Raw genomic sequence first — 23235 nt, 5'->3', positions numbered from 1 at the left:
TATCTTTCGTGTGTATCATTTCTTTTGTCGTTGTATATCCCTGAGTACACCTCTTAATGTCTGTACTTCCCGTGGTGTCAGTTCTGCACGTCCGAATATTCTTTTTAGCATAATTGAAGTTTTTTCCATCTTATGTTCGGGGTGTTTTATATCTGCAAGCACCTGTCCAAAATGGTCATATAACAATTGAAGATCAAAACCATTAGCAATCGGTCTCTCTCCGATTTCCAGATTGCTCATTTCATACATTGCAACTGTTGCTGCATGGGAGATGTTCATGATGGGGTATTTTTCTGATGTCGGAATCGTCATGATCATATCGCATCTTTTGAGTTCTTCCCGGGTAAATCCATTATCCTCTCTTCCGAAAAGGAAGGCAATCTTTCCATTAGTTTCCCTGAATTTATCCCGTATCTCGGATGGAGTGTATGCAGGCATACGTATGTGCTGGTCGGTTTTTATACCTGCAATCCCCGATGTACCAATTACTATATCTGTATCTTCAATAGCCTCTTCCAATGTGTCTACTTTTGGAGCACTTTCCAGTAAATCACTTGCATGGCATGACATTGCTCTTGCCTGTCCTTCCAGTTTACAGGGATTTACAAGAACCAGGTCATCAAATCCGAAATTTTCCATTGAGCGTGTGACCGAACCTACATTTCCCTGGTATAGAGGTTCTACAAGTACGATTCTAATTTGCGGTGACATGTCTTGCTTTTTGAATACGCTCTTTGCTATAATATCTTGCGAATGGTTGTCTGTTTGTAGTTGGGTTGATGCAATATTTCATGCCAAAAAATGTTATATAATATACGAACAATCTACTTTCTACTGCTCTAACAGCATTATTGTGGAGTGATTTTATGAGTATTGAGAAAATATTGAAAGATACTTTCAAAGGGGAAACGACAGAAGTTGGATGGTACTTTGCCATGTCAAAACTGGCAGAGAGGGAAGGCTACCCTGAAGTCGCAGTTTATTTACGCCAGATTGCAATGGATGAAGCCTGGCATGCCGCAGAGACTGCAGAAATTCTTGGTCTGATCAAAGATACCACAATTGAGAACATCAAGATGATGCTTGAAGGTGAAACCATGGCAGAAGGCGAAAAAGGTGATGCTGCTAAAATTGCCAGGGATGAAGGTAATGCACAGGCAGCTCTTTTCTTCGAGAAAGCTTCCTTTGATGAGGCAAGGCATAAAGAAGGCCTTAAAGGTCTGCTGAAAAGATTGGAAAAAGAGTGCTAATGAGGGATTATTAATGTCAAAAGATATTCTTGAAAAGGGTGCCATTCTCCAGAGGGACCGTGAAACATTCGCGATTGCCCCCCAAACACCTGGAGGCATTGTATCACCTGATATGTTGCGTAAGATTGCTGACACTGCAGATAAATATGGTGCAGCTGCCATTAAACTGACATCTGCTCAGCGTGTCTGTATTGTAGGTCTCAAGGAAGACGATATAGACAATGCCTGGGATGACCTGGATATGAAACCAGCTGCTGCAATAGGTCTATGTGTGAGAAGTATTAAGATATGTCCGGGTACCACTTTCTGTAAACGTGGTCAGCAGGATGCTGTAACTCTCGGCCTTGAACTGGATGAGAAATACCACGGAATGCAACTTCCTTCTAAATTCAAAATTGCGGTTTCAGGTTGCATGAATTCATGTTCCGAACCTGCTGTCAGGGATATAGGTATCATGGGTACCCCGAAAGGCTATACTTTGATGGTCGGAGGTAATGCAGGAATTAGTCCAAGACTTGGTGATGTGATAGCTGATGAACTGAATGATGATGAAGTCAAAGAACTCGTTGATAAGATTGTCAGCTTTTACAAGACCCACACAAAAAAGCACAGGATCGGACGCATGATCGATGATATGGGTCTTGAAAATTTCAAAAGGGAAATAGGCCTGTAATTTAAAGGATTCTATTCTTTCCTTTTTCTATTTCTCCTCTCCTGTTTTGTTTTTTGCATAATGAAAATATTTAAATACAATTGTTACCACCAATAAACCATCTTATATTACTACTGCTAATAATTTTTGTAAAATATCTTTTAAAATGGTATCAGGAGATAAAATTTATGGCTATGGAATATTATGCTGGCATATCCGATGCTATGAGGATCACATTCGTGCAGGTCATGATACTGGCCATTATAGCGATTGTGATATTCCTCTATGGAATGTATATAAATCTGAAAAAATGGGGATTAGGTGCTGAAGGTTACGGACAAAAACCTTCCAAAGGCAGCATCTTTACTCTCCCTAAAACACTGGCCTATCAGCTGAGTGAGGATGGGCATGGTCATGGGCAGAATATCATTGTAACTCTTGTACTTGATATTCTATTGCAGCGTCGTATAATGCGCCGCAGTCCCCTCCGGTGGTTCATGCACATTACCATTTTTGTAGGCTGGATGGCCCTTTTTATTATGTCTCTTCTCATGTTCCTTGTGGAATTACTCCACATGGCACACCTGGGAATTGGGCCTGAACCTGCAGTCTTCCGAGAATTCCTCGGTCCAATTAATGACCTGTTCAGTTACATTCTGCTTACAGGTATAATAATTGCAATCGCAAGAAGGCTCTTTATTCCAAGAATGCGTGAAGCTACCATTGCATATGATTCCATACTGCTTGGTGGACTGACCCTCATTACTGTCACAGGGTTTATTGCTGATGGTATCAGGAATGGCACTTTCTGGGGCTTTGGTATTGAATATCCCTATGCTCCACCAGCTGCACTGTTCCACGTGATAATCTCCCTGCTCTTCTGTATTGCTTACATCCCATACAGCAAATACATCCACATGATTGCAACACCTCTTACTATTTTGGCCAACAAGGGAGGCGAATAAAATGGTACGTGATAATCCGTCTATTACAACGGAAAACCTTACAGCTGTCCAGCTTATGGAAATCGATTCCTGTACACGTTGTGGCGAATGTGTACAGTGGTGCCCGACATATGATGCATCAGGCAAAAAACCCGGTCTTGCACCCAGGGACAAGATTCTACGCTGGCAGGAATATATGAAGAAATCCTATGGTCTGCGTGCCAGGCTCTTTGGACCCAAACAGGTTCCAGAGGAAGAAATTGAACAATTCAAGGAAGATGTCTACGGATGTACCACCTGTGCAATGTGTGCTACAGTTTGTGAATCCGGCATCAATACCGTTGAACTCTGGGAAGCAATGCGCGCCAATCTAGTAAAACGTGGCAATGGTCCTGTTGGTAAACAGCCCATGTTTGTCAAGCTTATAGGGGAATATGGCAACCCATACATGGCAGATCCCAAGGAACGTCTCAGCTGGGTTCCTGATGATGTGAAAATAGAAGATAAAGCAGATATTCTCTATTTTGGTGGTTGTACTGCTGAACTGAGGCAGAAGAAGCTTGCTTTTGCAACCGCACGTGTACTGAATCATCTGGATATTCCATTCACCATGCTCGGTGAGGATGAACAGTGCTGTAATTCCGCTCTTGTAAGAACCGGTCAGTATGAAATTGAAGACATTTCCAGAAAGTCTGCCCGTAAAAATGTTGACGCTATCAAGGCAAAGGGTGCTACCAAGGTACTTTTCGCTTGCGCGGGTTGCTACAGGACGGCCCTTGTGGATTGGCCAAGGTTGCTTGGTGAAGAACTCCCATTCGAGGTAATTCACATCACCGAGTTCCTCGACAAACTCATCGATGAAGGCAAGATCAACTGGAAACAGCCCTTTGATAATAAGACAATTACCTACCACGACCCATGTCACCTGGGACGTCATGTTGGGGTCTTCGAACCACCACGTAAGGTATTGCGCAGTATCCCCGGTCTGAACTTTATTGAAATGGATCGTATAAAAGATAACCAGCGCTGCTGTGGAGCAGGCGGTGGTGTCAAAGCAGGTATTCCTGATCTTGCACTTGGTGTTGCCGAGACAAGGGTTGAAGATGCTCTTGCCAAGAATCCGGATATTCTTTCCAGTGCCTGTCCATTCTGTAAGAGAAATCTTTGTGATGGTAGGGATTCTGTCAAGGCAGACAATCTGGAAGTTGAAGATATTATAGTGCTAACTGCTGAGGCTCTTGGTATCGATCTTTCTGATTGTGAAGATCAGGCAAGATAATCAACTCAAGGGGTTATACCCCTTTTATTTTCTTTTTTTAGAAACCTACATAAATTATCAGTTACGTCTTGTTGCTGCTATGCAAATTCCCTATGAGTTTTTAGGCAGGATATTCATATACCTGATAATTCTGGCTTTGACAGGGATATTGTTGGCACTTATAGTAGGTGCTTACAGTTTCAGGAAAAGGCACATAATTTTCCCAAGTTTTGTCCTTTTCATTCTCTATATGTTCTATACTCCGGCCAAATGGATATGCAGAGCGTTCCGTATCAGGGATACTCTGGTTGATGAGATTCTGATCGAAGTGCGCAATGCTGTAATGCTGGATGAATTTAGTAACAGTTCCGGTTTACGTGTTGTATTCCTGCCTCAATGTCTAAGGCATGCCCAATGTCCTGCACGTTGTGATCCGATTCATGGTTATGAATGTCGGCGATGCGGCCTTTGTTCCATTGGTTATATCAGTGCAGTAGCTGAAAAGCGTGGCTTCCGCGCTTTTGTGATACCCGGGGGAAGTTTCATAAAGAAAATCATAAAAAACTATCATCCTACTTCATGTATCGGAGTGGCCTGTTATACTGAACTTGCAGAAGCTATGGAAGAAGTTTCATTTATGCCAGTACAGGGAATCTGCCTCTTAAAAGATGGTTGTTTTGAAACAGAAGTGGACGTCGAGGCTGTAATTGAGAAAATGGAGGCATGTAATGTACGATCTGATAGGTAAAGTGCTGATAGGAGCCGTGGCAATATCTGTCTTATTGAGTAGCTTTGCTCTTTTTGTCAGCCGCATCAGCCTTAATCGGCATGTACGTCTTGCAGGTATTTTTGCATGGGTACTTGATTTATTCTACCTGCCTATCAAATATTTCTTTTGCAAATTGTCTGATCCCCGTATTCTGGACAGCTGGATGGTTTCCCTGAAGAACATTGCTCATTACCATGCTTTTGGAAGGACTCGTAACAGGATTATGCTTTTACCACATTGTATGCGTTTTCTGGACTGTCCTGCTTACTCGTCGCGGTATGGTATACAATGCAAGGAATGTGGCAGATGTATAGTTGGGCAGCTAAAAAGGGATGCACAAAAGTATGGTTATCGTTTCTACATTATAACAGGCTCCTCATTTGTGAAGCATGTATTGAAAGAAAAGCCTGCAGACGGAATTCTGGTTGTTGGTTGTAATTATGAGATTAACAAGGGCATGCGTTTTCTACGAGGTAAAAACGTTATTGCTTATGGTGTCCCTCTTGAAAGTGATGGTTGTTATAATACCTCTATAAGTTACGAAAAAATTGCAGGTATTCTTGAGGAATTCGGTCCTGCTGGCAATAGTGTGTGAGTGAGGGGAGTAAGCTCCCTTCTGTTGATGCAAAGATGCATTGGCAGTATTCGGCTAAGCGTCACACCAAAACGGAGGTTGTCCGAACAACAACTTTGATCCCATTTCGACTTGCACCCGCGAGGATTCGCCGTTCCATCCGTACCCTGCGCGACCTCAATTTTTCATATCATTGCTTTAACGCAGGCCGGTATCGTTTCTGTGCCATCATGCGGTAAAACCGCAAGAGCCGGTTTCCCGGCTGCCCGGGCTCTCGCCCGATACCCTTTACAGGTATTCGCGTGTCCGGAAGGTGGGGAGACTTTCCTCAGACCAGAAGGCCCGGAAACTGCCCTCCCTCTCTCACAAGGCCCTTAATTCATCGGATATGTAGAAATACTTATCGCAATGGCTTTTTTATTTTCTTATTCAGGATTGAAATTCAGGGAAATCGAGTCTATGCAAAAATGCTCTCCGGTAGGGGCCGGTCCATCATCAAAAACATGGCCCAAGTGCCCTCCACAACGGCTGCATATCACTTCGATGCGTTTCATTCCCAGGGAATAGTCAGGTATTCTTTCAATGTTGTCTTCTGATATTGCTTCCCAGAAGCTTGGCCAGCCGGTGCCTGCATCGTACTTTGTGGAGGAAGAGAATAGATCCTGACCACATCCGGCACAGGAGTAGATACCTTTTTCATAAAAATCATTGTACTTGCCACTAAAAGGTGCTTCTGTTCCTTTTTTTCTGAGGACACGAAACTGTTCTGTAGATAAACGGCTTCTCCATTCCTCTTCTGAAATTTGGATCAAGTTTTCGGACATATTAACCCCTCATAAAAATATTGCAAACGGCTGGATGGAGAATGTTTGGTAGGATTGAATCAACCGTTCGCAATCATACTAACATTGTGTTTGGGCTATATAATCGTTTGCCTGATGCCTTAGGGTACGACCAATACCTGTGTTTTGGAATGTCTTACCACATTTTCTGCCACACTGCCAAGCAAAAGATGACTGATACCTGTCCTACCAAGTGTTCCCATTACTATGAGGTCTATCCCGTTTTCCGTGGCAAATTTGACGATGCTATCTGCAGGATTGCCCTCTATTATTATGGGTTCTACATCGACATCTGCCTTCTTCCCGGTATCAACAACGTATTCAGTTGCACTTTTTCCTTCATCCTTAAGATGATTGCGCAATGAATCGGCCCACCTTTCTCCGCGGGTTGTGATGGATACACTTACAGGTGGCAAAACATAGACTGCCTTGACCTTTGCACCGGTTGCTTTTGCAAGTTCAATACCCCAGTTAACTGCATTCTTTACATTCTCAGACCCGTCGGTGGCGATCATTATCTTTTCAATTTTCGTACTCATCAATATACCCCCATAATATCTTCTGATTATTATGCTATATTCCTTTTGGTTGTATTTGCCAATATATCACAATCTTAATTTATGGCTACTATCATTTAATCCATGATGGGCGAAACGATTCTTGTTGCAGAGGGTATTTTCCGGGATTACGGTTGCCTACATGCTCTAAATGGAATTAACCTGCGTGTGGAAGAAGGTGAGTTTATTGCAATTATCGGCCCCAATGGGGCAGGTAAATCTAGCCTTTTGAAAATTTTTACCTCTCTGCTCTCTCCTACCAAAGGTACATTGCAAATCTTTGGAACAAAAGGTAATGACAGGGAGGATGTACAGGATAGAATAGGAATGCTTTCCCATGATACTTTCCTGTATGACAACCTGACAGCTCGTGAAAACCTTTTGTTTTTTGGGAAACTGTATGGTATGGAACATGCTGCTCTTGCTGAGAGGTGTGATTATCTTATCAGGAAAGTCGGTCTGTGGAAAAGGGCCGAAGACCCTGTTAAAAATTTCTCAAGAGGAATGAAACAACGTTTGTCCTTTGCAAGGGCCATTATCCATGACCCTTCCTTGCTATTACTTGATGAACCTTATACTGGCCTTGATATGAATGCATCTTCACTTATGGAAAACCTCCTTATGGAAAACCCGGCTGTGACTAAGATAATGGTAACTCATGATCTGGATAAGGCATTTCGTCTGTGCAGTCGCCTGTTAATTATGGAGGCCGGGAATATTGTTCATGATGTGGCGGCTAACGACCCAAATGCCCGTAATTTTGCCGAAGCCATCTGTTCTTCTTCTGGAGGGCAATTTAAATGCTAAAGGGCCTGAATATAGCCTTTAAGGATCTGAAAATTGAAAGCAGGGCCAGAGAAATATTTATTTCGATGGTTGTTTTTTCTTTATTGGTCCTTATTATCTTTAGTATTGCTTTTTCTGATCTGTTGTCTTCTGCCAGCAAAACTGCAACGGTGGCTTCGGGTGTGCTCTGGATATGTTTCATATTTGCAGGGACGCTGGGTCTAAACCGTACCTTTGCTACAGAGGTCCAGAACAGTTGTATGGATGCCCTGAAAATGTGTCCCATACCCCGCAATTCAATTTACCTCTCCAAGGTCATCTTTGTATTCTTGCTGATGCTACTGGTAGAAATAATTACTATCCCAATGTTTTCTGTCCTCTTTAATTACCAGTTTACTGCAATTATCTGGGTTGGTATTGTCATATTACTGGGATCTTTTGGCTTTGTAGTGGTTGGGTGTCTGATATCTGCTCTTGTTATACGAGCCCGTGCAGGGGAAATGCTGCTTCCGGTTCTCCTTTTGCCTCTTTCCCTGCCGGTGATCATCCCTGCTGTCTCGGCTACTTCGGGTCTTTTGAGGGGTGAGGACATACTGTCTTTAGTGGGATCTATCCGACTGCTGGTAGTCTATGATTTTGTCTTCTTTGCAGTTTCAATGCTGGTTTTTGAGTATGTCGTAGAGGATTAATAATCTGCAGAGTTTTCATCTTCGAGTTTGTAGAGACCCTTGAGAGACAGTGTGGTGGCCAGCATGATAGTCTGATGCTCGCATGCTACCTCATTGGAAATGTTTTGACTGATTGCAGGATATTCACGTTCCTGCTTGGCCAGACATTCGATGCAGTGACTTCCTCACCGTTGACAGTGATAGAGGTCGGAATATTCGTGAAAATAGCCTTCTTTTGTGCTTTAGATAGAACAGTGGATTGGACTTTCATACCGGAAATTCAACATAGAGCAGTATTAAATGGAAAGTTAAAAATTAGCATTATAAGTAATTATAAGTTATAATATGAAACTTATAGTTAGATATAAATAGTATTAAATAAATATAACTGATTGCTTCTAGTCACAAAAAGACCAGAAATAATAAAATAATAAACAGAAAATAACCAGAATAAAAAATGGAAGGAGTTGAACAAGATGAGTACAGAAGCAACAACAATTCCCACAACAAAATCAATTCGGGACAGGCTGAAAGGCTATGGTAATAAGGGGGAGACCTATAGCGATATTCTTACACGCATAATGGATTCGATCGATAAAGAAGAATTTATGGATCGGATGTACAGACGTCTGGAAGAAAAAGATCAGTTTGTCTCACTCGATGATTATGAGAGTGAGCTTAATGAACTACAAGATTAAAATACACACCCAAGTACGGAAATATTTGGACGCACAGGACAGCAAAACACAACAACGATTGATTAAAGGATTAAGGCAATTAGAATCCAATCCTTTGACCCGCGATGTCAAAAAACTGAAAGGCACAAAGGGAAGACGGGATTTATACCGATTGCGTATTGGGGATTATAGAGCTATTTTTTCTATTGAAGGTGACCTCATAGAGGTTACTGAAGTAATAATTCGTGGGAAAGGTTATAAGTGGCTTTGATATCTTACTCACTTTGTGGTTTTTATGGGTGTTCCTTATCAAACACCCACTTTTCTTTATCGTCATCGTGTCTCAAAACAACTTTCTGTTTTTCCTTTTCAAAAAACTCAGGCCACGTGTCAAGTTCAGGGTCATTGAAGTATGTCACTTGTCGATGACTGCAATTCGGTTTATCAAGCAATCTGAGAGCATAATCGGATTGTTCTGTTCTATATTCATAGACACTGCCAAGTATGGCCACATGGTCTGGCCTGGAACGTTCATCTACAGGACCTACAAAATGCCAGCGACTAAATTCTTCATTTGATATTCGGATGCTCTGCTCCTCTCTCATGCTGAATTTGTGGAAGTTTGGGAAAGCATGTCAGCACACCATTGGACCCCATGAACAACGTCATATTCAACAGTTCGCTTTCTATCGTCAGGAACACCTGGGTGACATAGGGCACCTCTCCACTTTTGAATGCACTAATCAGGTACTTGGATTAATATACAGTGAGTTCCATAGTCATGCAGACATCTGAAATAACCCTTACAAACCGGTGATGTTAGTTGCAGTGGGAAAAATATTCCAAACCATTTTACCTGTTCACAGCCCTGATGCTTGTTGTAGCATTTGGGGCCATTTTTTTCTATCTGCCGGTCATGAAAGATCCGGCAGGTAATGTACTGGATTCCAGTTTCAATATATTCTATTTCCATATGCCGATTGCAATTGTGGCTTACCTGGCCTTTTTTGTAGTCTTTGTTTCGAGTATCCTTTATCTGCGTGACAATAACGATAAATGGGATATGTTGTCCCTTTCTGCTGCAGAAGTAGGTGTCATATTTGCATTCCTTGTGCTTGCCACCGGTTCCATCTGGGCAAAAGCTATATGGGGCTGGTACTGGGTGTGGGAGCCCCGTCTGACAACATCCCTTGTGCTTTTTCTTGTGTATGTAGGCTATCTCATGCTCAGGACAGCCTTGGATGACCCTCTTAAAAGGGCCCGGTTATCTGCGGTTTTCGGGATTGTGGCCTTTGTATCGGTGCCTTTGAGTTTTCTTTCCATTCGCATCTGGAGAAGTGCCCATCCCCTGATGTTTGGAGGCTCTCTTTATGGTCAGGAGGGAGGCGGGCTTGAAGGCTCTTCCTTACTCCTTGTGCTCCTTCTCAACATGCTGGCATTTGTGATGTCATTTATAAGCCTTACTTCTTTTAAGTATCAAAATGAAAAGCTTGGAAGAGAACTGGAAATTGCTAAAGGCCGTTGAGTAAAGCATATATGCCCCTGCGGGCATGAATATTGAAATATGCTATTCGATCCGATCAATATTGAAGGTTTATCCATCCCGAACAGATTTGTACGCTCAGCAACCCATGAATGGCTGGCAGAGGAAGACGGCACACCCACAGCAGCTATAGGGGATATCTATGAAGAGCTGGCCAAAAATGAGGTTGGGCTTATTGTAACGGGATATTCTTACGTAAATCCTGCTGGTAAAAGCGATGGTTTGCAGCAGGGTATCTATGATGACCGTTTTATAGGCCCTTACAGGAAGATTGTTGAAAGAGTTCATTCCTATGAGAGTAAAATCGTTCTCCAGATTGTACATGGGGGACGACAATCAATGACACAGCACGGTTATCCTCTGCTTGCTCCTTCAGCGGTTGAAGACAGTTCCACAGGTAAACTTCCAAGGGCAATGACAGAAGAAGAGATCCTGGAAACCATTGATGATTTTGCTAATGCTAGCCGCAGGGCAATGGAGGCAGGTTTTGACGGGGTACAACTGCACTGTGCCCATGGCTTTTTGCTGAGTAGTTTTATCTCGCCCTATACCAACAGGCGTGAAGATAAATGGGGTGGTTCTGTGGAAAACCGTACACGTATAATCACCGAGATAGTGCGCCGTATCCGGGAGGATGTCTCTCCTGATTTTCCTGTAATGGTCAAACTGAATGCAACCGATGGTTTTGATATATATTCTGGTCACATTAGCCTGGATGCACCTGAATGCGTGGAAATTGCTGCCCTTCTTGAAAAAGCGGGAGTATGTGCCATAGAGGTAAGTGGTGGAATTGTCGAGGCTGGTTCTGTGATGTCCCAGCCCGGGGTTGATTCAGAGGAAAAGGAAGCCTACTTCAGACGTTATGCCAAGATGATAAAAGATACTGTAAGTATACCCGTAATACTGGTGGGCGGTATCCGTACAAGAGCCGTTATGGATGAAGTCCTCAGGGTTTATGCGGATATGGTCTCCATGAGTCGTCCGTTCATCAGTGAACCAGACCTTGTGAAAAAACTGGAGAACGGAACAGAAGGGGCGCGCTGTGTTTCATGTAACCGTTGTTTTGATAAAGGTGGCATTAGATGCAATTATGATTTTGGCCTCTAATGCCAGGATCATTCTTTTAAAGCAAAAGAAATATTTCCGGGCATAAACATGCTTAGTTCCCGTGCAGGTCAACTTACCCTATATATAGGGCGTTGTACATCTTGTATCTCATGCGACTTGATGTATATCTTATAGAAACTGGCTTTTTCAGTTCCCGGGGAAGGGCTAAGAAGGCAATAAGTGAAGGGCATGTGAAAGTTGATGGCAACGTCACAACGAAATCTTCCCGTGAAGTGTCCGAGTTCAATGAAATAGAAGTCGATGAAGGGCTGGATAAACCGCGGGGATATTTTAAACTTCGTAACATACAGGAAAAATTCGATTTAATCAAAGAAGGCGACCGTGTATTGGACCTGGGTTCCAGTGCTGGGGGCTTCCTGATGTTTGCTTGTGAACTCGGTGCGAACGTAGTAGGAATTGAATACAGCCGCCATTTTCGCTCAGAACTAGGGAGACTGGCCTATGAAAACCCAAATATTACCATAATCTTTGATGATGTATTTACGATGCCGACATCTAAAATACCTGGAAGTCCCTTTGACGTATTGCTTACTGATATGACTCTTGAGCCCGAGGCTTCGATAGAGGCCCTCGGCAAGGTACTCCCCCTTCTCAAGAAAGGTGGAATGATTTTTCAGGTAATTAAACTGGGCAGGGGAAGAAATAAAAAACACCTGGTTGAAAATATTAAATCACTGGGAATCGAAGTCCTGGAAGTCCTGGATTCTGCCCAGAGGGAATTTTACGTAGTGGCAAAAAAGACATGAGGAACTTATGTTGCTCAAGGTTTATGGTAAAGGCAGGCCTTACAGGTTTTTTGCTGCAGGGATGCATGGTGGTGAGTGGAAAGACACTTCCAACCTTCTGCTGGAGTTGAACCCTCCATTGTCGGGTTCTCTTTTTCTGTTGCCCCTTGTTGACCGGGGTCGCTATCTCTCTACTCTTCAGGATGGCTACTACAAAGGTCCCGGTTCTAATATTCCTGTTTTTGTGAACAATTATGCGCCTGAGATATATATTGAGATTCATTCCTATTCAAAGCAGAATTTTCATAAACTTGCCGGAGGGGATCGTATTTCCAGAATAGGTGTCCCTCCTTACAGTGTGCTGGAAGAAGGCCTGCTACTTGGTTCGGTGTCTCCTCACATCAGGCTACATTTCCCCAAAGAGGCCCTCTGCTTATCTCTGGAGGTGCAAAGGGAAAATCCTGCATCATATGAACTTGCACTGCATATGCTTGATAGGATGAAAGAGTGTAGGGGTCGGGATGATTTTATAGCCTTTTTGAATAAAGAATATCCATCTGCGGTTCTTAAGGCAATTGAAAATTACAAAAAGTTTTATGGCCTGTGAATATATCACAGGCCAGACGGCCATTTAGAAAGGCCTGTTGTAGTTATGGACATTATGTTCGGGTTTGACATCCATCATATCTTTTTTCTGTGCCCTCATCATGTCGTCGATCCTCAGGATCATGGTTGCAACTTCTGAAGCAGACCTTATAGTTTGGGTTTTTACACGAAGGGGATCCACTATTCCTTTTTCAACCATGTCAAGATAATCGCCGCTGTAGATGTCCAATCCGATATTGGGATTTTTGACATGTGCATTACGCAGTTTCAGGATTACGGATGTCGCGTCCATTCCACCGTTTTCAGCAATAGCCATGGGTATGGATTCTACAGCATCGGCAAATGCAGTGATTGCAAGTTGTTCCCTGCCACCTATGGATGAAGCATAATTGCGCAGTCTCTGGGCAATTTCCACTTCTGCTGCACCGCCACCTGCCACAATCTTGCCATCCTCAAAGACTGAGTTGATAACATGGAGTGCGTCATCAAAGGCTCTTTCCAGATTGTCCGTGACATGCTCGGTACTTCCACGAAGCAGAATGGTAATTACCTTTGTATTTTCACATTTCTTTATGAATATCTTGGCAACGGTGGACTCTCCTTCTTCTCCGACTTCGCCTGCATGTCCCAGGTCCTCTTCACTGAGATCAAAGACCTTTTTCACGATTTTTGCACCTGTTGCATAGGACAGGTTCCTGATATCATCATCACTGACTCTGCGGATACCCATAACACCGCTCTTTTGCAAGTAATGTGCTACCTTGTCGCCGATATTCTTGGAGCATATTACGACGTTTGCCCCGGTTTTGATGACATGGTCAGCCATCTGTTTGAAATCATCCTCTTCACGGGCAAGGAATTGTTGCATTTCATCAGCATTGCTAATTTGTAATTTGGATGTGTTTGATGTTTTCTGGGTTTCAAGAGGTGTGTCTATAATAGCGATCTTTGCATCCTTTACAGTTTTTGGCATACCAGGGTGTACCCTGTACTTGTTGAGCATTATGCCATCGAGGATCTCTGTTTCACTGACACTTTTTCCGGGTTCCTGTCTGAGGATTATGTCGTTGTCTACATTGACACTTCCCTTTTTGCTAATCTGCAGGATTGCATCCACACAAAGTGCTGCAAGTATCTCCTTGTTTGTTTCGGAAGCTTTTCCTGACATAGAAGTGCTGGCGATTTTTTCAAGAGCTTCCCTGTTTCCTTCGGATACATCTATGGCAAATTCATTGAGAATTTCCAGAGCTTTTTCAGATGCATTTTCGAATCCTCTTACAAGAACACGTGCGTGTACACCTTCTTCTATAAGATCGGATGCTTTGTCAAGTAATGTACCTGCAGTCACAACTGCACTGGTTGTACCGTCACCTGCAATCTCTTCCTGGGTACGGGCAACCTCTACGATCATTTTGGCAGTTGGATGCTCGATATCCATTCCCTTGAGGATCATGGCCCCGTCGTTGGTGAGGACTATGTCTCCAATGGAGTTTACCATCATTTTGTCCATGCCCTTGGGTCCAAGGGTAGTCTTAACAATGTTTGCTACTGCCTTTGCCGCGGCGATGTTTACGGATAAAGCATCCTTTCCCTGCTTGTGTTCGGTGCGGGGATTCACGATGTAGGCGGGTTGTCCGCCATAATGTCCTGGCATTGATGTTGAACCTCCTGATGAATAATCTGTATATAAAGAAATCTAACTGTCTATGGTTCTATAAATACGTTTCGCAGTAACTCTCTGCTATTGCTAGCCTTTTCAAAACCTTTAATATATAGAGCGGGGTCTTATAAAGCCTATGCTTTATTTTGTCGGACTTGGGTTATTTGATGAAAAGGATGTTTCTGTAAAGGGGCTTGAAGTTATAAAAAATGCCGGTAAGGTGTATGTGGAATTTTATACTTCCCGATTGATGGGTGCGGATAAAGAAAAGATGGAAAACCTGTATGGCAGGGAAATACACGTTCTTGACAGGCAGGAAGTAGAGCAAGATCCCTGGTGGCTTGAAGAAGCAAAAGAGATCAATATAGCTTTTCTGACAGGCGGGGACACGATGGTATCCACTACTCATGTAGATATCCGGCTCAGAGCAATGGAGATGGGCATTGAAACCTGTTTGATCCACGGCGCTTCCATAGTCTCTGCTATCTGTGGTCTGACTGGCCTCCAGAATTACAGGTTTGGCAAAGCAGCAACCATTCCTTATCCATACACGAGCACCCGGGGAAATACAATTATTTCTGAAACTCCCTATGATACTATTCTACACAACAGACAGATGGGTCTGCATACGGCTGTATTTCTTGATATTGATATGGATAAGGGTTATATGACGGTTAATCAGGGAATTGAGCTCTTGCTTCAGGTAGATGAAAAAAGAGGTGAAAATCTCATAAAAGGTTCAATAGCTGTGGGTATTGCAAATGCAGGTTCTGAGAAACCTATTGTAAGGGCAGATTTTGCTGAAAATCTCGAAAGTTGTGATTTTGGTTCTCCCCTGCATATTGTAGTTATTCCGGCAGATCTGCATTTTGTCGAGGCAGAATCCCTTATTAAACTAGCGGATGCACCTGAATCTATCCTTGAAGAAGGAGACATAAATTAATTTGAAGTATTTTGAGTGAAAATTGTTTACTGGTGAGAGTATAATATGGTACGTGGTTCAGTAGGAGTCATATTTGGTGAAACAGGAACTCTTAATTTCAAGTTCCTGATATCGGACAGTACGGCAGTTCTGAGAGGGCATTATGTCAAAATATGGCATGAGACCGATGGCTGGATACTTGCACAGGTAATGTCAATTGTGCGCTCCAGTGAAAAATATTCTCTGGAAGAAGCCAAAAAAGGGCAGAGGAAAGATCGAAATGATGACCGTATAGTGGCCTCTGCCACAATAATAGGAAGCAGGGATGATCGTGGTCTTTTAAGGGCACCTATGAGTCCTTTCAGTCCCGGGGATCAGGTCTATCTGGCAGATGATACACTTATTAGAGATACACTGGGTCTTGTGGGAGATGACATGTATATTGGATTGCTTGAAGGTACCGGTATTCCTGTACATCTTAATGTGAACAGTCTTGTACAGAAACATTGTAGCATCCTTGCAAAAACCGGTAGTGGTAAGTCTTACACTGCCGGAGTAATTCTTGAAGAATTACTTGATCATAATGTGCCCATGTTGATAATTGATCCTCATAGTGAGTATTCTTCCCTTAAAGAATCAGCCAGTGGAAATGAAGGTGACCTAAAAAAATACGGTATAAAATCCAAAGGATACGGCTCCAGGATACAGGTTTATACTCCTGCCGATAAATCAATTAATCCAAATGCTGATCATCTTTTCAGGTTAAACGGGGTTAATCTTACTCCCAGTGAACTGATGACTTTATTTCCTGATAATTTTAACAGTACCCATTCCGGTATTCTCTATGAAGCTGTACACAGGTTACGTGCTGATGTGGAAACCTATTTCCTTGATGATATAATCAGGGAGGTCAGTAATAATGAAAGCAAGGCCCGCTGGAATGTAATTAATTTACTTGAAGACATTAACCAGCTGGATATACTTTCCCCTCAACCTACTCCGGTTGAAGAATTAATGCAGGATGGAAAGGCTTCGATCATTGACCTGAAAGGGGTCCCTCCTCATATACAGACAATGATTGTGGCCCAGCTCTGTGATACTCTTTTTGAAGCTCGCAAACTTGGCACGATTCCTCCGGGAATGCTGGTTGTGGAAGAAGCCCATAATTTTGCTCCTGAAAGAGGGTATAGCAAGAGTTCCAGTTCCGAAATTCTCCGCACAATAGCCTCAGAAGGGCGAAAGTTTGGTTTGGGGATGCTGGTTATCTCCCAGAGGCCTGCAAGGGTTGATAAAAATGTACTTTCACAGTGTGGAAGCCAGATTATATTGAAAATTACCAATCCAAATGACCTTAAATCCATCAGTAAAGGTCTGGAGGGTGTGAATTCCTATGTAGAAGAAGAATTGTTACGCCTGCCACCCGGGATTGCGATGCTGGTGAGCAATGATATTGAACGCCCGATTCTTGTGGATATACGTGCCAGGAAATCCAGGCATGGTGGGGAATCTGTGAAAATTCTCAATAAATCCTCCCGTAAAATATCTCCCGGTACCAAAAAAGAGTCCAAAACAGAACCTGTAAACGAAAAGAAATCCCAATCCCCGCCACCTAAAAGGAAACCAAGCCGCAATCCCAAGAAAGATAGCGGAGGTCTTTTCAATAAGCTGTTTGGCTCTGAAAGTAAATAAGGTGTTATAAATGGCAGCGGATTTGAATGAGAAAGTTGGACGATATGAAAAATTGCTTAAAAAAGCTCTGGAACTTGCACAACCTGCTCCCAAGGCCAATTCCCATTTGATGAAAGTAGCAGATGATTACGTGGATATGGCTCAATCCTATTATAATGACGGTCTTCATTTTATTAAGATTGGGGATCCGGTAAATGCCCTTGTATGTTTCAGTTATGGACATGCCTGGCTGGATGCCGGTGCAAAGCTCGGGATTTTTGATGTGGATGATGATGTGTTATTTACAATATGATCTGCCATACCTTATTCAAATTCGGTTTAAGCAGAGAATTAATATAAGTGAAACGAATATGACTGAGTTTATTGCTTAATATACTATTTGTGCTTATTAGTTTTGATGGCGATGTTTTAATTTGAGAGAATGTAGAAGTTTTAAACCTGGAGACGAAAAGTATGCCGAGTTATCATGTAACCCTTGAAGCCGCCTGGTTGGTAAGGGATGTGAAAAGCGCAGATGATGCCATTGGTGTAGCAATTGCTGAAGCCGGAAAGAGGCTCAATCCCAAACTTGATTTTGTTGAAGTTGATGTGGGTTCTACTTTCTGTCCTGCCTGTAATGAACCTTTTAGTAGTGTTTTCATAGCAGCAAATACCGGTATAGTCGGCCTTATCCTGGAAATGAAAGTTTTTGATGCTGAAAGTGACGAACATGCTTCCCGTATTGCCAAATCGGTCATCGGAAGGACCTTGAGGGATGTACCTCTTACTGTAATAGATGTCGAAGAATTTGTCAGATGAAGTGGGAGGTCTAATGTCGGGACCCATGGATGTTGTAGGACATGCGGCATTGGATTATATTTTTGAAGTAGAACATATCGCTTCACCCAATGAATCCTATCCGATAACAAGCTACAAAGTGCTTTTCGGAGGGGGTGGTTCCAATATTGCCGCAGCAATGGCGCAGTTGGGCGGTAATTCCCGTCTGGTTGCTGCTGTAGGGGATGATTTTTCCACAAGCGGCTATGAGCAACATCTGGATAATCTGGGTGTTGATCTTTCTCTCCTTTATCATATAGAAGGTGAGGAAAGTACCAAAGCTTTTGTCTATACTGACCCAAATCATAACCAATCATCCTACTTTTACTGGGGTTCATCTTCAAAGTTGCCGGATATGGAAACTCCAGCGCTGGATTTTGTCCATCTGGCACCTTCTGAGGCAAGTTTCAGTGCCCGGGTGGCCCAGAAATCAGAGTTTGTTTCATTTGATCCTGGCCAGGATTTGGTTACTTACTCAAAAGAGCATCTGATTACGATACTGGATAATACGGATATTCTCTTTGCCAATATCCATGAGCTCAAGCGTGTAAAAGAGATGACGGGAAGGTCTTTTGATGATCTGAAACAATCCATTTCAACTATTGTAGTTACCTGTGATTCCAGTGGAAGTAAGATTTATCATAAAAATAAAAAGATCGATATTCCTGTCGTGGCCGTAAAAGCTGTGGATCCCACCGGGGCGGGAGATGGTTACAGAGCGGGATTCCTTTTGGCTTTCAGGAAAGGCCTACCCTTTGAGGTATGTGGCAAAATAGGTTCAACAGTTGCTTCATTTGAAGTGGAATGTGTTGGATGCCAGACCAATCTGCCAACATGGGGTGCTATGAAAAAAAGATATGAAGAGAACTTTGGAGCATTGCCCCTCTGATCTCTTCTTTTTTGTTTTACTTATTTTTGTTTTCGATCACGGCCTGGGCTGCTGCCAGTCTTGCAATGGGAACGCGGAATGGTGAGCAACTTACATAATTGAGTCCTACGTTATGGCCATATTTTACAGAAGCCGGTTCTCCGCCGTGTTCCCCACAAATACCTATTTTGAGTTTACTATTTGTGTTTCTTCCTTTCTCAATACCGATCTTGACAAGCTCTCCGACCCCTTCCTGATCAAGTACTGCGAATGGGTCCTGCTCCAGTATATTGTTCTCTATATAGGATGGGAGGAACTTACCTGCATCATCTCTGCTGAAACCGAAGGTTGTCTGGGTAAGATCATTAGTACCAAAGGAGAAGAATTCGGCCTCTTCAGCGATACGGTCTGCAGTAAGGGCTGCTCTTGGTAATTCTATCATGGTTCCAACCAGATAATCAATGGTTGAACCGTTACAATCCATTACTTCCTGTGCAGCCGATTTCACTGTTTCCTTGATTACCTTGAGTTCATTGACATGGCTGACCAGTGGGATCATTATTTCAGGTACAATTTCAAGTCCTTCCTTTTTCAGGTCACATGCTGCTTCAATAATAGCTTTGACCTGCATCTCGTACACTTCCGGATAAGTAATGCCAAGACGGCATCCACGGTGGCCAAGCATCGGATTGACTTCTTTGAGTGATTCTACTCCACCTATCAGTCTGTTTACTTCAGCTATCTCTGATTGTTTGGCGCCTTTATTTTTCAGTTCGCGTAGTTTTTCCGTGAGTTCCTCATGGTTGGGCAGAAACTCGTGAAGTGGAGGGTCAAGCAATCTGATTGTAACAGGATAGCCTTCCATTGCACGGAATATGCCGGTAAAGTCTTCCTTTTGCATGGGAAGCAATTTTTCAAGTGCCTTTTTCCTTTCCTGACTGCTTTCTGCCATTATCATTTCACGAACAACAGGGATTCTTTCCTCGCCAAAAAACATATGCTCTGTACGGCAAAGGCCAATCCCTTCAGCTCCGAATTCCCTTGCGACTGTTGCATCATGAGGAGTATCGGCATTGGATCTGATATTTATGGATCTGATCTTGTCAGCCCATCTCAGAATGGTATCAAGTTCACCACTCAGTTCAGGGGAAATGAGTTTGACTTCTCCCAGTATGACTTCTCCTGTACTGCCGTCGATGGTTACATAGTCTCCTTTTTTTACAGTAACCTTCCCGTTGGTGAATTCTTTTTTGTCCATATCGATTGTAATTTCGCCACAACCAGCAACACATGGTTTACCCATTCCTCTGGCAACAACTGCTGCGTGGGATGTCATTCCTCCACGAACAGTAAGTACACCTTCAGAAGCTGCCATTCCTCCGATATCCTCCGGTGAGGTTTCGGTACGTACAAGAATAGTCTGTTTTCCTTCCTTGGATTTTTCTTCGGCTTCCTCTGCTGTGAATACAACCTTTCCGACTGCTGCACCTGGGGATGCCGGTAATCCTGTAGCAATTACATCGAGGTTTGCATCAGGATCTATCATTGGATGGAGGACTTTATCAATCTGTGAAGCTTCGATACGTGATACTGCGATTTCTTTATCAATGAGGCCTTCTTTTTCCATATCCACGGCTATTTTGATAGCTGCTTTTGCAGTCCGTTTACCGGTTCTTGTCTGGAGCATGTAAAGGTTACCTTCCTGGATGGTAAACTCAATGTCCTGCATGTCCCGGAAATGATTCTCCAGTTTCCTGTAGATCTCCACCAGTTTATCATAGACCTCAGGCATGCTGTCCTGGAGTGCTTCGATGGGTTGTGGGGTGCGTATTCCTGCAACTACGTCTTCTCCCTGGGCATTTGTGAGGAATTCGCCAAAGAAGCATTTTTCACCGGTAGCAGGGTCACGTGTGAATGCCACACCTGTTCCGGATTTTTCACCCATGTTTCCATAAACCATGCTCTGTACGTTTACAGCAGTACCCCAATTGTCAGGTATATTATTCAGGCGGCGGTATTTTATTGCTCTCTGGTTGTTCCAGGAATTGAATACAGCATCGATAGCCATCTGGAGTTGTTTTCTGGGATCCTGTGGAAACTCTTTCCCTGTATTGTCCTTTATTATTGCTTTGAATTTTTCGACCAGGTATTTGAGAGAATCCGTGTCCAGTTCGGTATCCAGTTCTACATCCAGCTCTTTTTTCCGGGATTCTATTACCTTTTCAAAATTTTCAGTAGGTATTCCAAGTACAACATCTGCGAACATTGTCAGGAATCTTCTGTAACTGTCATAAGCAAAACGCTCGTTAGATGTCTTTTTTGCAAGTCCTGTGACAGTTCTGTCGTTTAGGCCGAGATTGAGAACAGTATCCATCATTCCAGGCATTGAAACCCGTGCTCCGGAGCGAACAGAAAGGAGAAGGGGATTGTCCGGATCACCAAATTGTTTGTTATTTGCTTTTTCGAGATTTTGTAAAGCCCGATCCACCTCATCAAGCATTCCGGATGGATATTGATTGTATTTCGTATAGAACACACACACTTCGGTGGTAATTGTAAAGCCTGGAGGTACCGGAATACCCAGGTTTGCCATTTCGGCAAGGTTTGCGCCTTTACCACCCAGCAAATCTTTCATGCTGTTTTTTCCTTCGGTTTTATTATTTCCAAAAAAATAAACAAATTTTTCATCTGCCACTAACTTTCCTCCCATGGAAATATAGATTCTTGATTATATGTAGGGTCCTGTTTGTTAGTAGATGACACAATAGTTCATTTTATATTAAGGTTTAACGATGCATCATATTTTGAAGCAAAAATGAAATAATTCCAGGTGTATTAATTTTGTTTAAATCCTTATTTTGTGCCCGGGAATGGCATAGATTCCTATTAAAGGTATTGCGATACATTTATATATAATCAATTTAATCTAATTTATACATCCAAATTATCTTATATTATGGAAAAATGCATATGAAAAGGCTTGGAGTAGTGTCCCACCTGATAGGTGGCAGGAAGCTTATAGTAAAAGGCTCCGAAAGCATGTCTTTCTGTAATATAAAGGATTTGCCCAGGAAAGGGTCGGCAGTTCTGGACAAGAAGGTCGCAAAAATTGGCAAAGTTTCCGATATAATAGGTCCGACCGCCCATCCTTATGTTGTAGTCAAAATTTTTAGTGACGTGCCGGATTCGAAGATAAAAAGCTGGATTCGGGAAAAAGTGTATGTCAAATAATAAATGTTTACATTTTTATTCCGTGATTTTAATCAGAGGTCCAATACATGGTAGAAGTTGAAAGGGTAAGGTATTCAGACACTTCCGAACGAGAAAAAATGCGTGCTATGATAAAAGCACGTCGGGAGAAGGAAAAGAATACTGATGTAGAGAATAAGGCACTGGAGTGCCCTGAATGTGGTAGCCGCAATCTTGAACAGGATTACGAACGTGCAGAGCTTGTATGTGCGGATTGTGGTTTAGTAGTCGATGCTGATTTTGTAGATGAGGGACCTGAGTGGCGGGCTTTTGACCATGACCAGAGGATGAAGCGCTCCCGTGTGGGTGCGCCGATGACCTACACGATACATGATAAGGGTCTCTCCACAATGATCGATTGGAGGAACCGTGATTCTTATGGAAAGTCCATATCATCCAAGAATCGTGCCCAACTGTATCGTTTGAGAAAATGGCAGAGGCGTATCCGTGTAAGCAATGCAACTGAACGAAACCTGGCATTTGCTCTTTCAGAACTTGACAGGATGGCCTCAGCCCTTGGTCTCCCCAGGACGGTTCGTGAAACAGCAGCTGTTGTTTACAGAAAAGCGGTTGACAAGAACCTGATTCGTGGTCGCAGTATTGAAGGTGTTGCCGCAGCTGCTCTGTATGCGGCATGCAGGCAGTGCAGTGTTCCAAGGACACTGGATGAGATAGGAGAAGTATCCAGGGTCAGCAGGAAAGAAATTGGTAGGACATACCGTTTCATTTCAAGGGAATTGTCCCTCAAACTAATGCCTACTTCCCCGATAGATTATGTGCCCAGGTTCTGTTCGGGCCTAAGCCTGAAAGGCGAGGTACAATCCCGCGGTGTAGAAATCCTGAGGCAGGCATCGGAGAAAGAATTAACAAGCGGACGTGGGCCTACAGGTGTTGCTGCTGCGGCTATTTATATTGCCTCTATCCTGTGTGGGGAACGCCGCACACAGCGTGAGGTTGCAGACGTGGCAGGTGTGACAGAGGTTACTATCCGTAACCGCTACAAGGAACTTGCAGAGGAACTCGATATCGAGATTATCCTCTGATTTTGAAGG

Annotated in this window: 27 protein-coding genes and 1 other RNA gene; 21 read left to right on the top strand and 7 right to left on the bottom strand. The window is 43.1% G+C overall.

The genetic code is table 11. From position 1 onward, the window contains the following. Positions 1-15: 15 nt before the first annotated feature. Positions 16-711, bottom strand: a complete 696-nt coding sequence (locus CI957_RS05765) for an RNA methyltransferase (protein ID WP_096712243.1) — start codon at positions 709-711, stop codon at positions 16-18. A 155-nt stretch (positions 712-866) separates the two neighbouring features. On the opposite strand from CI957_RS05765, the gene CI957_RS05760 reads away from it, so the two are divergent. From CI957_RS05760 to CI957_RS05735, 6 genes are all read left to right on the top strand, one after another. Continuing rightward, entirely contained in the window at positions 867-1250 is a 384-nt protein-coding gene (locus tag CI957_RS05760) for a ferritin family protein (protein WP_096712244.1), read from the top strand. 13 nt (positions 1251-1263) lie between these two features. Further along, positions 1264-1923 (top strand): NAD(P)/FAD-dependent oxidoreductase, encoded by a 660-nt coding sequence (locus tag CI957_RS05755; protein WP_128754428.1) that lies wholly within the window; start codon positions 1264-1266, stop codon positions 1921-1923. 167 nt (positions 1924-2090) lie between these two features. Then, positions 2091-2867 (top strand): disulfide reductase, encoded by a 777-nt coding sequence (locus CI957_RS05750; protein ID WP_128754427.1) that lies wholly within the window; start codon positions 2091-2093, stop codon positions 2865-2867. 1 nt (position 2868) lies between these two features. Then, on the top strand, positions 2869-4125 hold the full coding sequence (locus CI957_RS05745) for a (Fe-S)-binding protein (protein ID WP_128754426.1): 1257 nt from the start codon (positions 2869-2871) through the stop codon (positions 4123-4125). A gap of 79 nt (positions 4126-4204) precedes the next feature. Then, a complete protein-coding gene (locus CI957_RS05740) occupies positions 4205-4852 on the top strand; it encodes a DUF116 domain-containing protein (RefSeq protein ID WP_128754425.1) in 648 nt (215 codons plus the stop codon). Next, positions 4833-5468: a DUF116 domain-containing protein gene (locus tag CI957_RS05735; RefSeq protein WP_096712249.1), complete on the top strand. Its 636-nt coding sequence runs from the start codon at positions 4833-4835 to the stop codon at positions 5466-5468. Before CI957_RS05740 ends, CI957_RS05735 begins: the two co-directional genes overlap by 20 nt. Here CI957_RS05735 and rnpB read toward each other — a convergent pair. The 3 genes from rnpB to CI957_RS05720 form a co-directional block, all read right to left on the bottom strand. Next, positions 5467-5812: RNase P RNA component (gene rnpB, locus CI957_RS05730), an RNA gene on the bottom strand. The two genes, CI957_RS05735 and rnpB, sit on opposite strands and share 2 nt — an antisense overlap. A 60-nt stretch (positions 5813-5872) precedes the next feature. Then, positions 5873-6271 (bottom strand): peptide-methionine (R)-S-oxide reductase MsrB, encoded by a 399-nt coding sequence (msrB, locus tag CI957_RS05725; protein WP_128754424.1) that lies wholly within the window; start codon positions 6269-6271, stop codon positions 5873-5875. A gap of 119 nt (positions 6272-6390) precedes the next feature. Then, the gene (locus tag CI957_RS05720) at positions 6391-6828 is read right to left on the bottom strand and encodes a universal stress protein (protein WP_096712251.1); all 438 of its coding nucleotides are present in this window, start codon (positions 6826-6828) and stop codon (positions 6391-6393) included. A 102-nt stretch (positions 6829-6930) separates the two neighbouring features. Here CI957_RS05720 and CI957_RS05715 point away from each other — a divergent pair, with 102 nt between their 5' ends. The 4 genes from CI957_RS05715 to CI957_RS05700 all read left to right on the top strand — a co-directional run bounded on the left by CI957_RS05715 (position 6931) and on the right by CI957_RS05700 (position 9248). Then, entirely contained in the window at positions 6931-7653 is a 723-nt protein-coding gene (locus tag CI957_RS05715) for an ABC transporter ATP-binding protein (protein WP_241645953.1), read from the top strand. Then, positions 7647-8321: a heme exporter protein CcmB gene (locus tag CI957_RS05710; RefSeq protein ID WP_128754423.1), complete on the top strand. Its 675-nt coding sequence runs from the start codon at positions 7647-7649 to the stop codon at positions 8319-8321. Before CI957_RS05715 ends, CI957_RS05710 begins: the two co-directional genes overlap by 7 nt. A 455-nt stretch (positions 8322-8776) precedes the next feature. Then, complete coding sequence (locus CI957_RS05705; RefSeq protein ID WP_128754422.1) at positions 8777-8998, top strand: hypothetical protein; 222 nt, start codon at positions 8777-8779, stop codon at positions 8996-8998. Continuing rightward, entirely contained in the window at positions 8961-9248 is a 288-nt protein-coding gene (locus CI957_RS05700; RefSeq protein ID WP_342764918.1) for a type II toxin-antitoxin system RelE/ParE family toxin, read from the top strand. Before CI957_RS05705 ends, CI957_RS05700 begins: the two co-directional genes overlap by 38 nt. Positions 9249-9270: 22 nt before the next feature. Here the strand turns inward: CI957_RS05700 and CI957_RS05695 are convergent, their stop codons facing one another. Next, a complete protein-coding gene (locus CI957_RS05695) occupies positions 9271-9582 on the bottom strand; it encodes a hypothetical protein (protein WP_128754420.1) in 312 nt (103 codons plus the stop codon). A gap of 266 nt (positions 9583-9848) precedes the next feature. Here CI957_RS05695 and CI957_RS05690 point away from each other — a divergent pair, with 266 nt between their 5' ends. From CI957_RS05690 to CI957_RS05675, 4 genes are all read left to right on the top strand, one after another. Further along, positions 9849-10502, top strand: a complete 654-nt coding sequence (locus tag CI957_RS05690) for a cytochrome c biogenesis protein (RefSeq protein WP_128754460.1) — start codon at positions 9849-9851, stop codon at positions 10500-10502. Between the two features lie 39 nt (positions 10503-10541). After that, positions 10542-11627: an NADH:flavin oxidoreductase gene (locus tag CI957_RS05685; RefSeq protein WP_096712253.1), complete on the top strand. Its 1086-nt coding sequence runs from the start codon at positions 10542-10544 to the stop codon at positions 11625-11627. 110 nt (positions 11628-11737) lie between these two features. Beyond that, the gene (locus CI957_RS05680; RefSeq protein WP_096712285.1) at positions 11738-12394 is read left to right on the top strand and encodes an SAM-dependent methyltransferase; all 657 of its coding nucleotides are present in this window, start codon (positions 11738-11740) and stop codon (positions 12392-12394) included. 7 nt (positions 12395-12401) lie between these two features. Continuing rightward, positions 12402-12980: a DUF2119 domain-containing protein gene (locus tag CI957_RS05675; protein ID WP_096712254.1), complete on the top strand. Its 579-nt coding sequence runs from the start codon at positions 12402-12404 to the stop codon at positions 12978-12980. A 24-nt stretch (positions 12981-13004) separates the two neighbouring features. Here CI957_RS05675 and thsA read toward each other — a convergent pair whose 3' ends face one another. Further along, positions 13005-14633: a thermosome subunit alpha gene (gene thsA, locus CI957_RS05670; RefSeq protein ID WP_096712255.1), complete on the bottom strand. Its 1629-nt coding sequence runs from the start codon at positions 14631-14633 to the stop codon at positions 13005-13007. Positions 14634-14775: 142 nt separating this feature from the next. On the opposite strand from thsA, the gene dph5 reads away from it, so the two are divergent. From dph5 to CI957_RS05645, 5 genes are all read left to right on the top strand, one after another. Then, a complete protein-coding gene (dph5, locus tag CI957_RS05665) occupies positions 14776-15582 on the top strand; it encodes a diphthine synthase (protein WP_096712256.1) in 807 nt (268 codons plus the stop codon). Between the two features lie 45 nt (positions 15583-15627). Beyond that, positions 15628-17250: an ATP-binding protein gene (locus CI957_RS05660; protein WP_096712257.1), complete on the top strand. Its 1623-nt coding sequence runs from the start codon at positions 15628-15630 to the stop codon at positions 17248-17250. 10 nt (positions 17251-17260) lie between these two features. Next, a complete protein-coding gene (locus tag CI957_RS05655; protein ID WP_096712258.1) occupies positions 17261-17542 on the top strand; it encodes a DUF357 domain-containing protein in 282 nt (93 codons plus the stop codon). Between the two features lie 161 nt (positions 17543-17703). Continuing rightward, entirely contained in the window at positions 17704-18048 is a 345-nt protein-coding gene (locus tag CI957_RS05650; protein ID WP_096712259.1) for a DUF555 domain-containing protein, read from the top strand. 13 nt (positions 18049-18061) lie between these two features. Continuing rightward, positions 18062-18955 carry a carbohydrate kinase family protein gene (locus CI957_RS05645; RefSeq protein ID WP_128754419.1) on the top strand — a complete coding sequence of 298 codons (894 nt, stop codon included), beginning with the start codon at positions 18062-18064 and terminating at the stop codon, positions 18953-18955. Between the two features lie 16 nt (positions 18956-18971). Here CI957_RS05645 and ppdK read toward each other — a convergent pair whose 3' ends face one another. Beyond that, positions 18972-21644 (bottom strand): pyruvate, phosphate dikinase, encoded by a 2673-nt coding sequence (gene ppdK, locus CI957_RS05640; RefSeq protein ID WP_096712261.1) that lies wholly within the window; start codon positions 21642-21644, stop codon positions 18972-18974. A 260-nt stretch (positions 21645-21904) separates the two neighbouring features. Between ppdK and CI957_RS05635 the strand changes: the two genes are divergently transcribed. Together CI957_RS05635 and CI957_RS05630 are read left to right on the top strand one after the other, a co-directional pair. Further along, positions 21905-22165, top strand: a complete 261-nt coding sequence (locus CI957_RS05635) for an H/ACA ribonucleoprotein complex subunit GAR1 (protein WP_164909040.1) — start codon at positions 21905-21907, stop codon at positions 22163-22165. A 47-nt stretch (positions 22166-22212) separates the two neighbouring features. Next, positions 22213-23226: a transcription initiation factor IIB gene (locus tag CI957_RS05630; protein ID WP_072359502.1), complete on the top strand. Its 1014-nt coding sequence runs from the start codon at positions 22213-22215 to the stop codon at positions 23224-23226. Positions 23227-23235: the final 9 nt, after the last annotated feature.

This window comes from Methanohalophilus sp. WG1-DM, from assembly GCF_004104135.1.
Lineage (GTDB): Archaea > Halobacteriota > Methanosarcinia > Methanosarcinales > Methanosarcinaceae > Methanohalophilus > Methanohalophilus euhalobius.
Note: the sequence above shows the minus strand (reverse complement) of the source record. Positions and strands in the feature narration are given on the sequence as shown.

Excerpts from the sequence above, each read along its gene's own strand:
- CI957_RS05680 (WP_096712285.1), top strand. The coding sequence starts at position 11,738 with ATGCGACTTGATGTATATCTTATAGAAACTGGCTTTTTCAGTTCCCGG.
- CI957_RS05760 (WP_096712244.1), top strand. The coding sequence starts at position 867 with ATGAGTATTGAGAAAATATTGAAAGATACTTTCAAAGGGGAAACGACA.
- CI957_RS05735 (WP_096712249.1), top strand. The coding sequence starts at position 4,833 with ATGTACGATCTGATAGGTAAAGTGCTGATAGGAGCCGTGGCAATATCT.
- CI957_RS05715 (WP_241645953.1), top strand. The coding sequence starts at position 6,931 with ATGATGGGCGAAACGATTCTTGTTGCAGAGGGTATTTTCCGGGATTAC.
- CI957_RS05660 (WP_096712257.1), top strand. The coding sequence starts at position 15,628 with ATGGTACGTGGTTCAGTAGGAGTCATATTTGGTGAAACAGGAACTCTT.
- CI957_RS05765 (WP_096712243.1), bottom strand. The coding sequence starts at position 711 with ATGTCACCGCAAATTAGAATCGTACTTGTAGAACCTCTATACCAGGGA.
- dph5 (WP_096712256.1), top strand. The coding sequence starts at position 14,776 with ATGCTTTATTTTGTCGGACTTGGGTTATTTGATGAAAAGGATGTTTCT.
- msrB (WP_128754424.1), bottom strand. The coding sequence starts at position 6,271 with ATGTCCGAAAACTTGATCCAAATTTCAGAAGAGGAATGGAGAAGCCGT.
- CI957_RS05685 (WP_096712253.1), top strand. The coding sequence starts at position 10,542 with ATGCTATTCGATCCGATCAATATTGAAGGTTTATCCATCCCGAACAGA.
- thsA (WP_096712255.1), bottom strand. The coding sequence starts at position 14,633 with ATGCCAGGACATTATGGCGGACAACCCGCCTACATCGTGAATCCCCGC.
- CI957_RS05705 (WP_128754422.1), top strand. The coding sequence starts at position 8,777 with ATGAGTACAGAAGCAACAACAATTCCCACAACAAAATCAATTCGGGAC.
- CI957_RS05720 (WP_096712251.1), bottom strand. The coding sequence starts at position 6,828 with ATGAGTACGAAAATTGAAAAGATAATGATCGCCACCGACGGGTCTGAG.
- CI957_RS05655 (WP_096712258.1), top strand. The coding sequence starts at position 17,261 with ATGGCAGCGGATTTGAATGAGAAAGTTGGACGATATGAAAAATTGCTT.
- CI957_RS05755 (WP_128754428.1), top strand. The coding sequence starts at position 1,264 with ATGTCAAAAGATATTCTTGAAAAGGGTGCCATTCTCCAGAGGGACCGT.
- CI957_RS05675 (WP_096712254.1), top strand. The coding sequence starts at position 12,402 with ATGTTGCTCAAGGTTTATGGTAAAGGCAGGCCTTACAGGTTTTTTGCT.
- CI957_RS05700 (WP_342764918.1), top strand. The coding sequence starts at position 8,961 with ATGATTATGAGAGTGAGCTTAATGAACTACAAGATTAAAATACACACC.
- CI957_RS05690 (WP_128754460.1), top strand. The coding sequence starts at position 9,849 with ATGCTTGTTGTAGCATTTGGGGCCATTTTTTTCTATCTGCCGGTCATG.
- CI957_RS05630 (WP_072359502.1), top strand. The coding sequence starts at position 22,213 with ATGGTAGAAGTTGAAAGGGTAAGGTATTCAGACACTTCCGAACGAGAA.
- CI957_RS05695 (WP_128754420.1), bottom strand. The coding sequence starts at position 9,582 with ATGAGAGAGGAGCAGAGCATCCGAATATCAAATGAAGAATTTAGTCGC.
- CI957_RS05710 (WP_128754423.1), top strand. The coding sequence starts at position 7,647 with ATGCTAAAGGGCCTGAATATAGCCTTTAAGGATCTGAAAATTGAAAGC.
- CI957_RS05745 (WP_128754426.1), top strand. The coding sequence starts at position 2,869 with ATGGTACGTGATAATCCGTCTATTACAACGGAAAACCTTACAGCTGTC.
- CI957_RS05740 (WP_128754425.1), top strand. The coding sequence starts at position 4,205 with ATGCAAATTCCCTATGAGTTTTTAGGCAGGATATTCATATACCTGATA.
- ppdK (WP_096712261.1), bottom strand. The coding sequence starts at position 21,644 with ATGGGAGGAAAGTTAGTGGCAGATGAAAAATTTGTTTATTTTTTTGGA.
- CI957_RS05645 (WP_128754419.1), top strand. The coding sequence starts at position 18,062 with ATGTCGGGACCCATGGATGTTGTAGGACATGCGGCATTGGATTATATT.
- CI957_RS05750 (WP_128754427.1), top strand. The coding sequence starts at position 2,091 with ATGGCTATGGAATATTATGCTGGCATATCCGATGCTATGAGGATCACA.
- CI957_RS05635 (WP_164909040.1), top strand. The coding sequence starts at position 21,905 with ATGAAAAGGCTTGGAGTAGTGTCCCACCTGATAGGTGGCAGGAAGCTT.
- CI957_RS05650 (WP_096712259.1), top strand. The coding sequence starts at position 17,704 with ATGCCGAGTTATCATGTAACCCTTGAAGCCGCCTGGTTGGTAAGGGAT.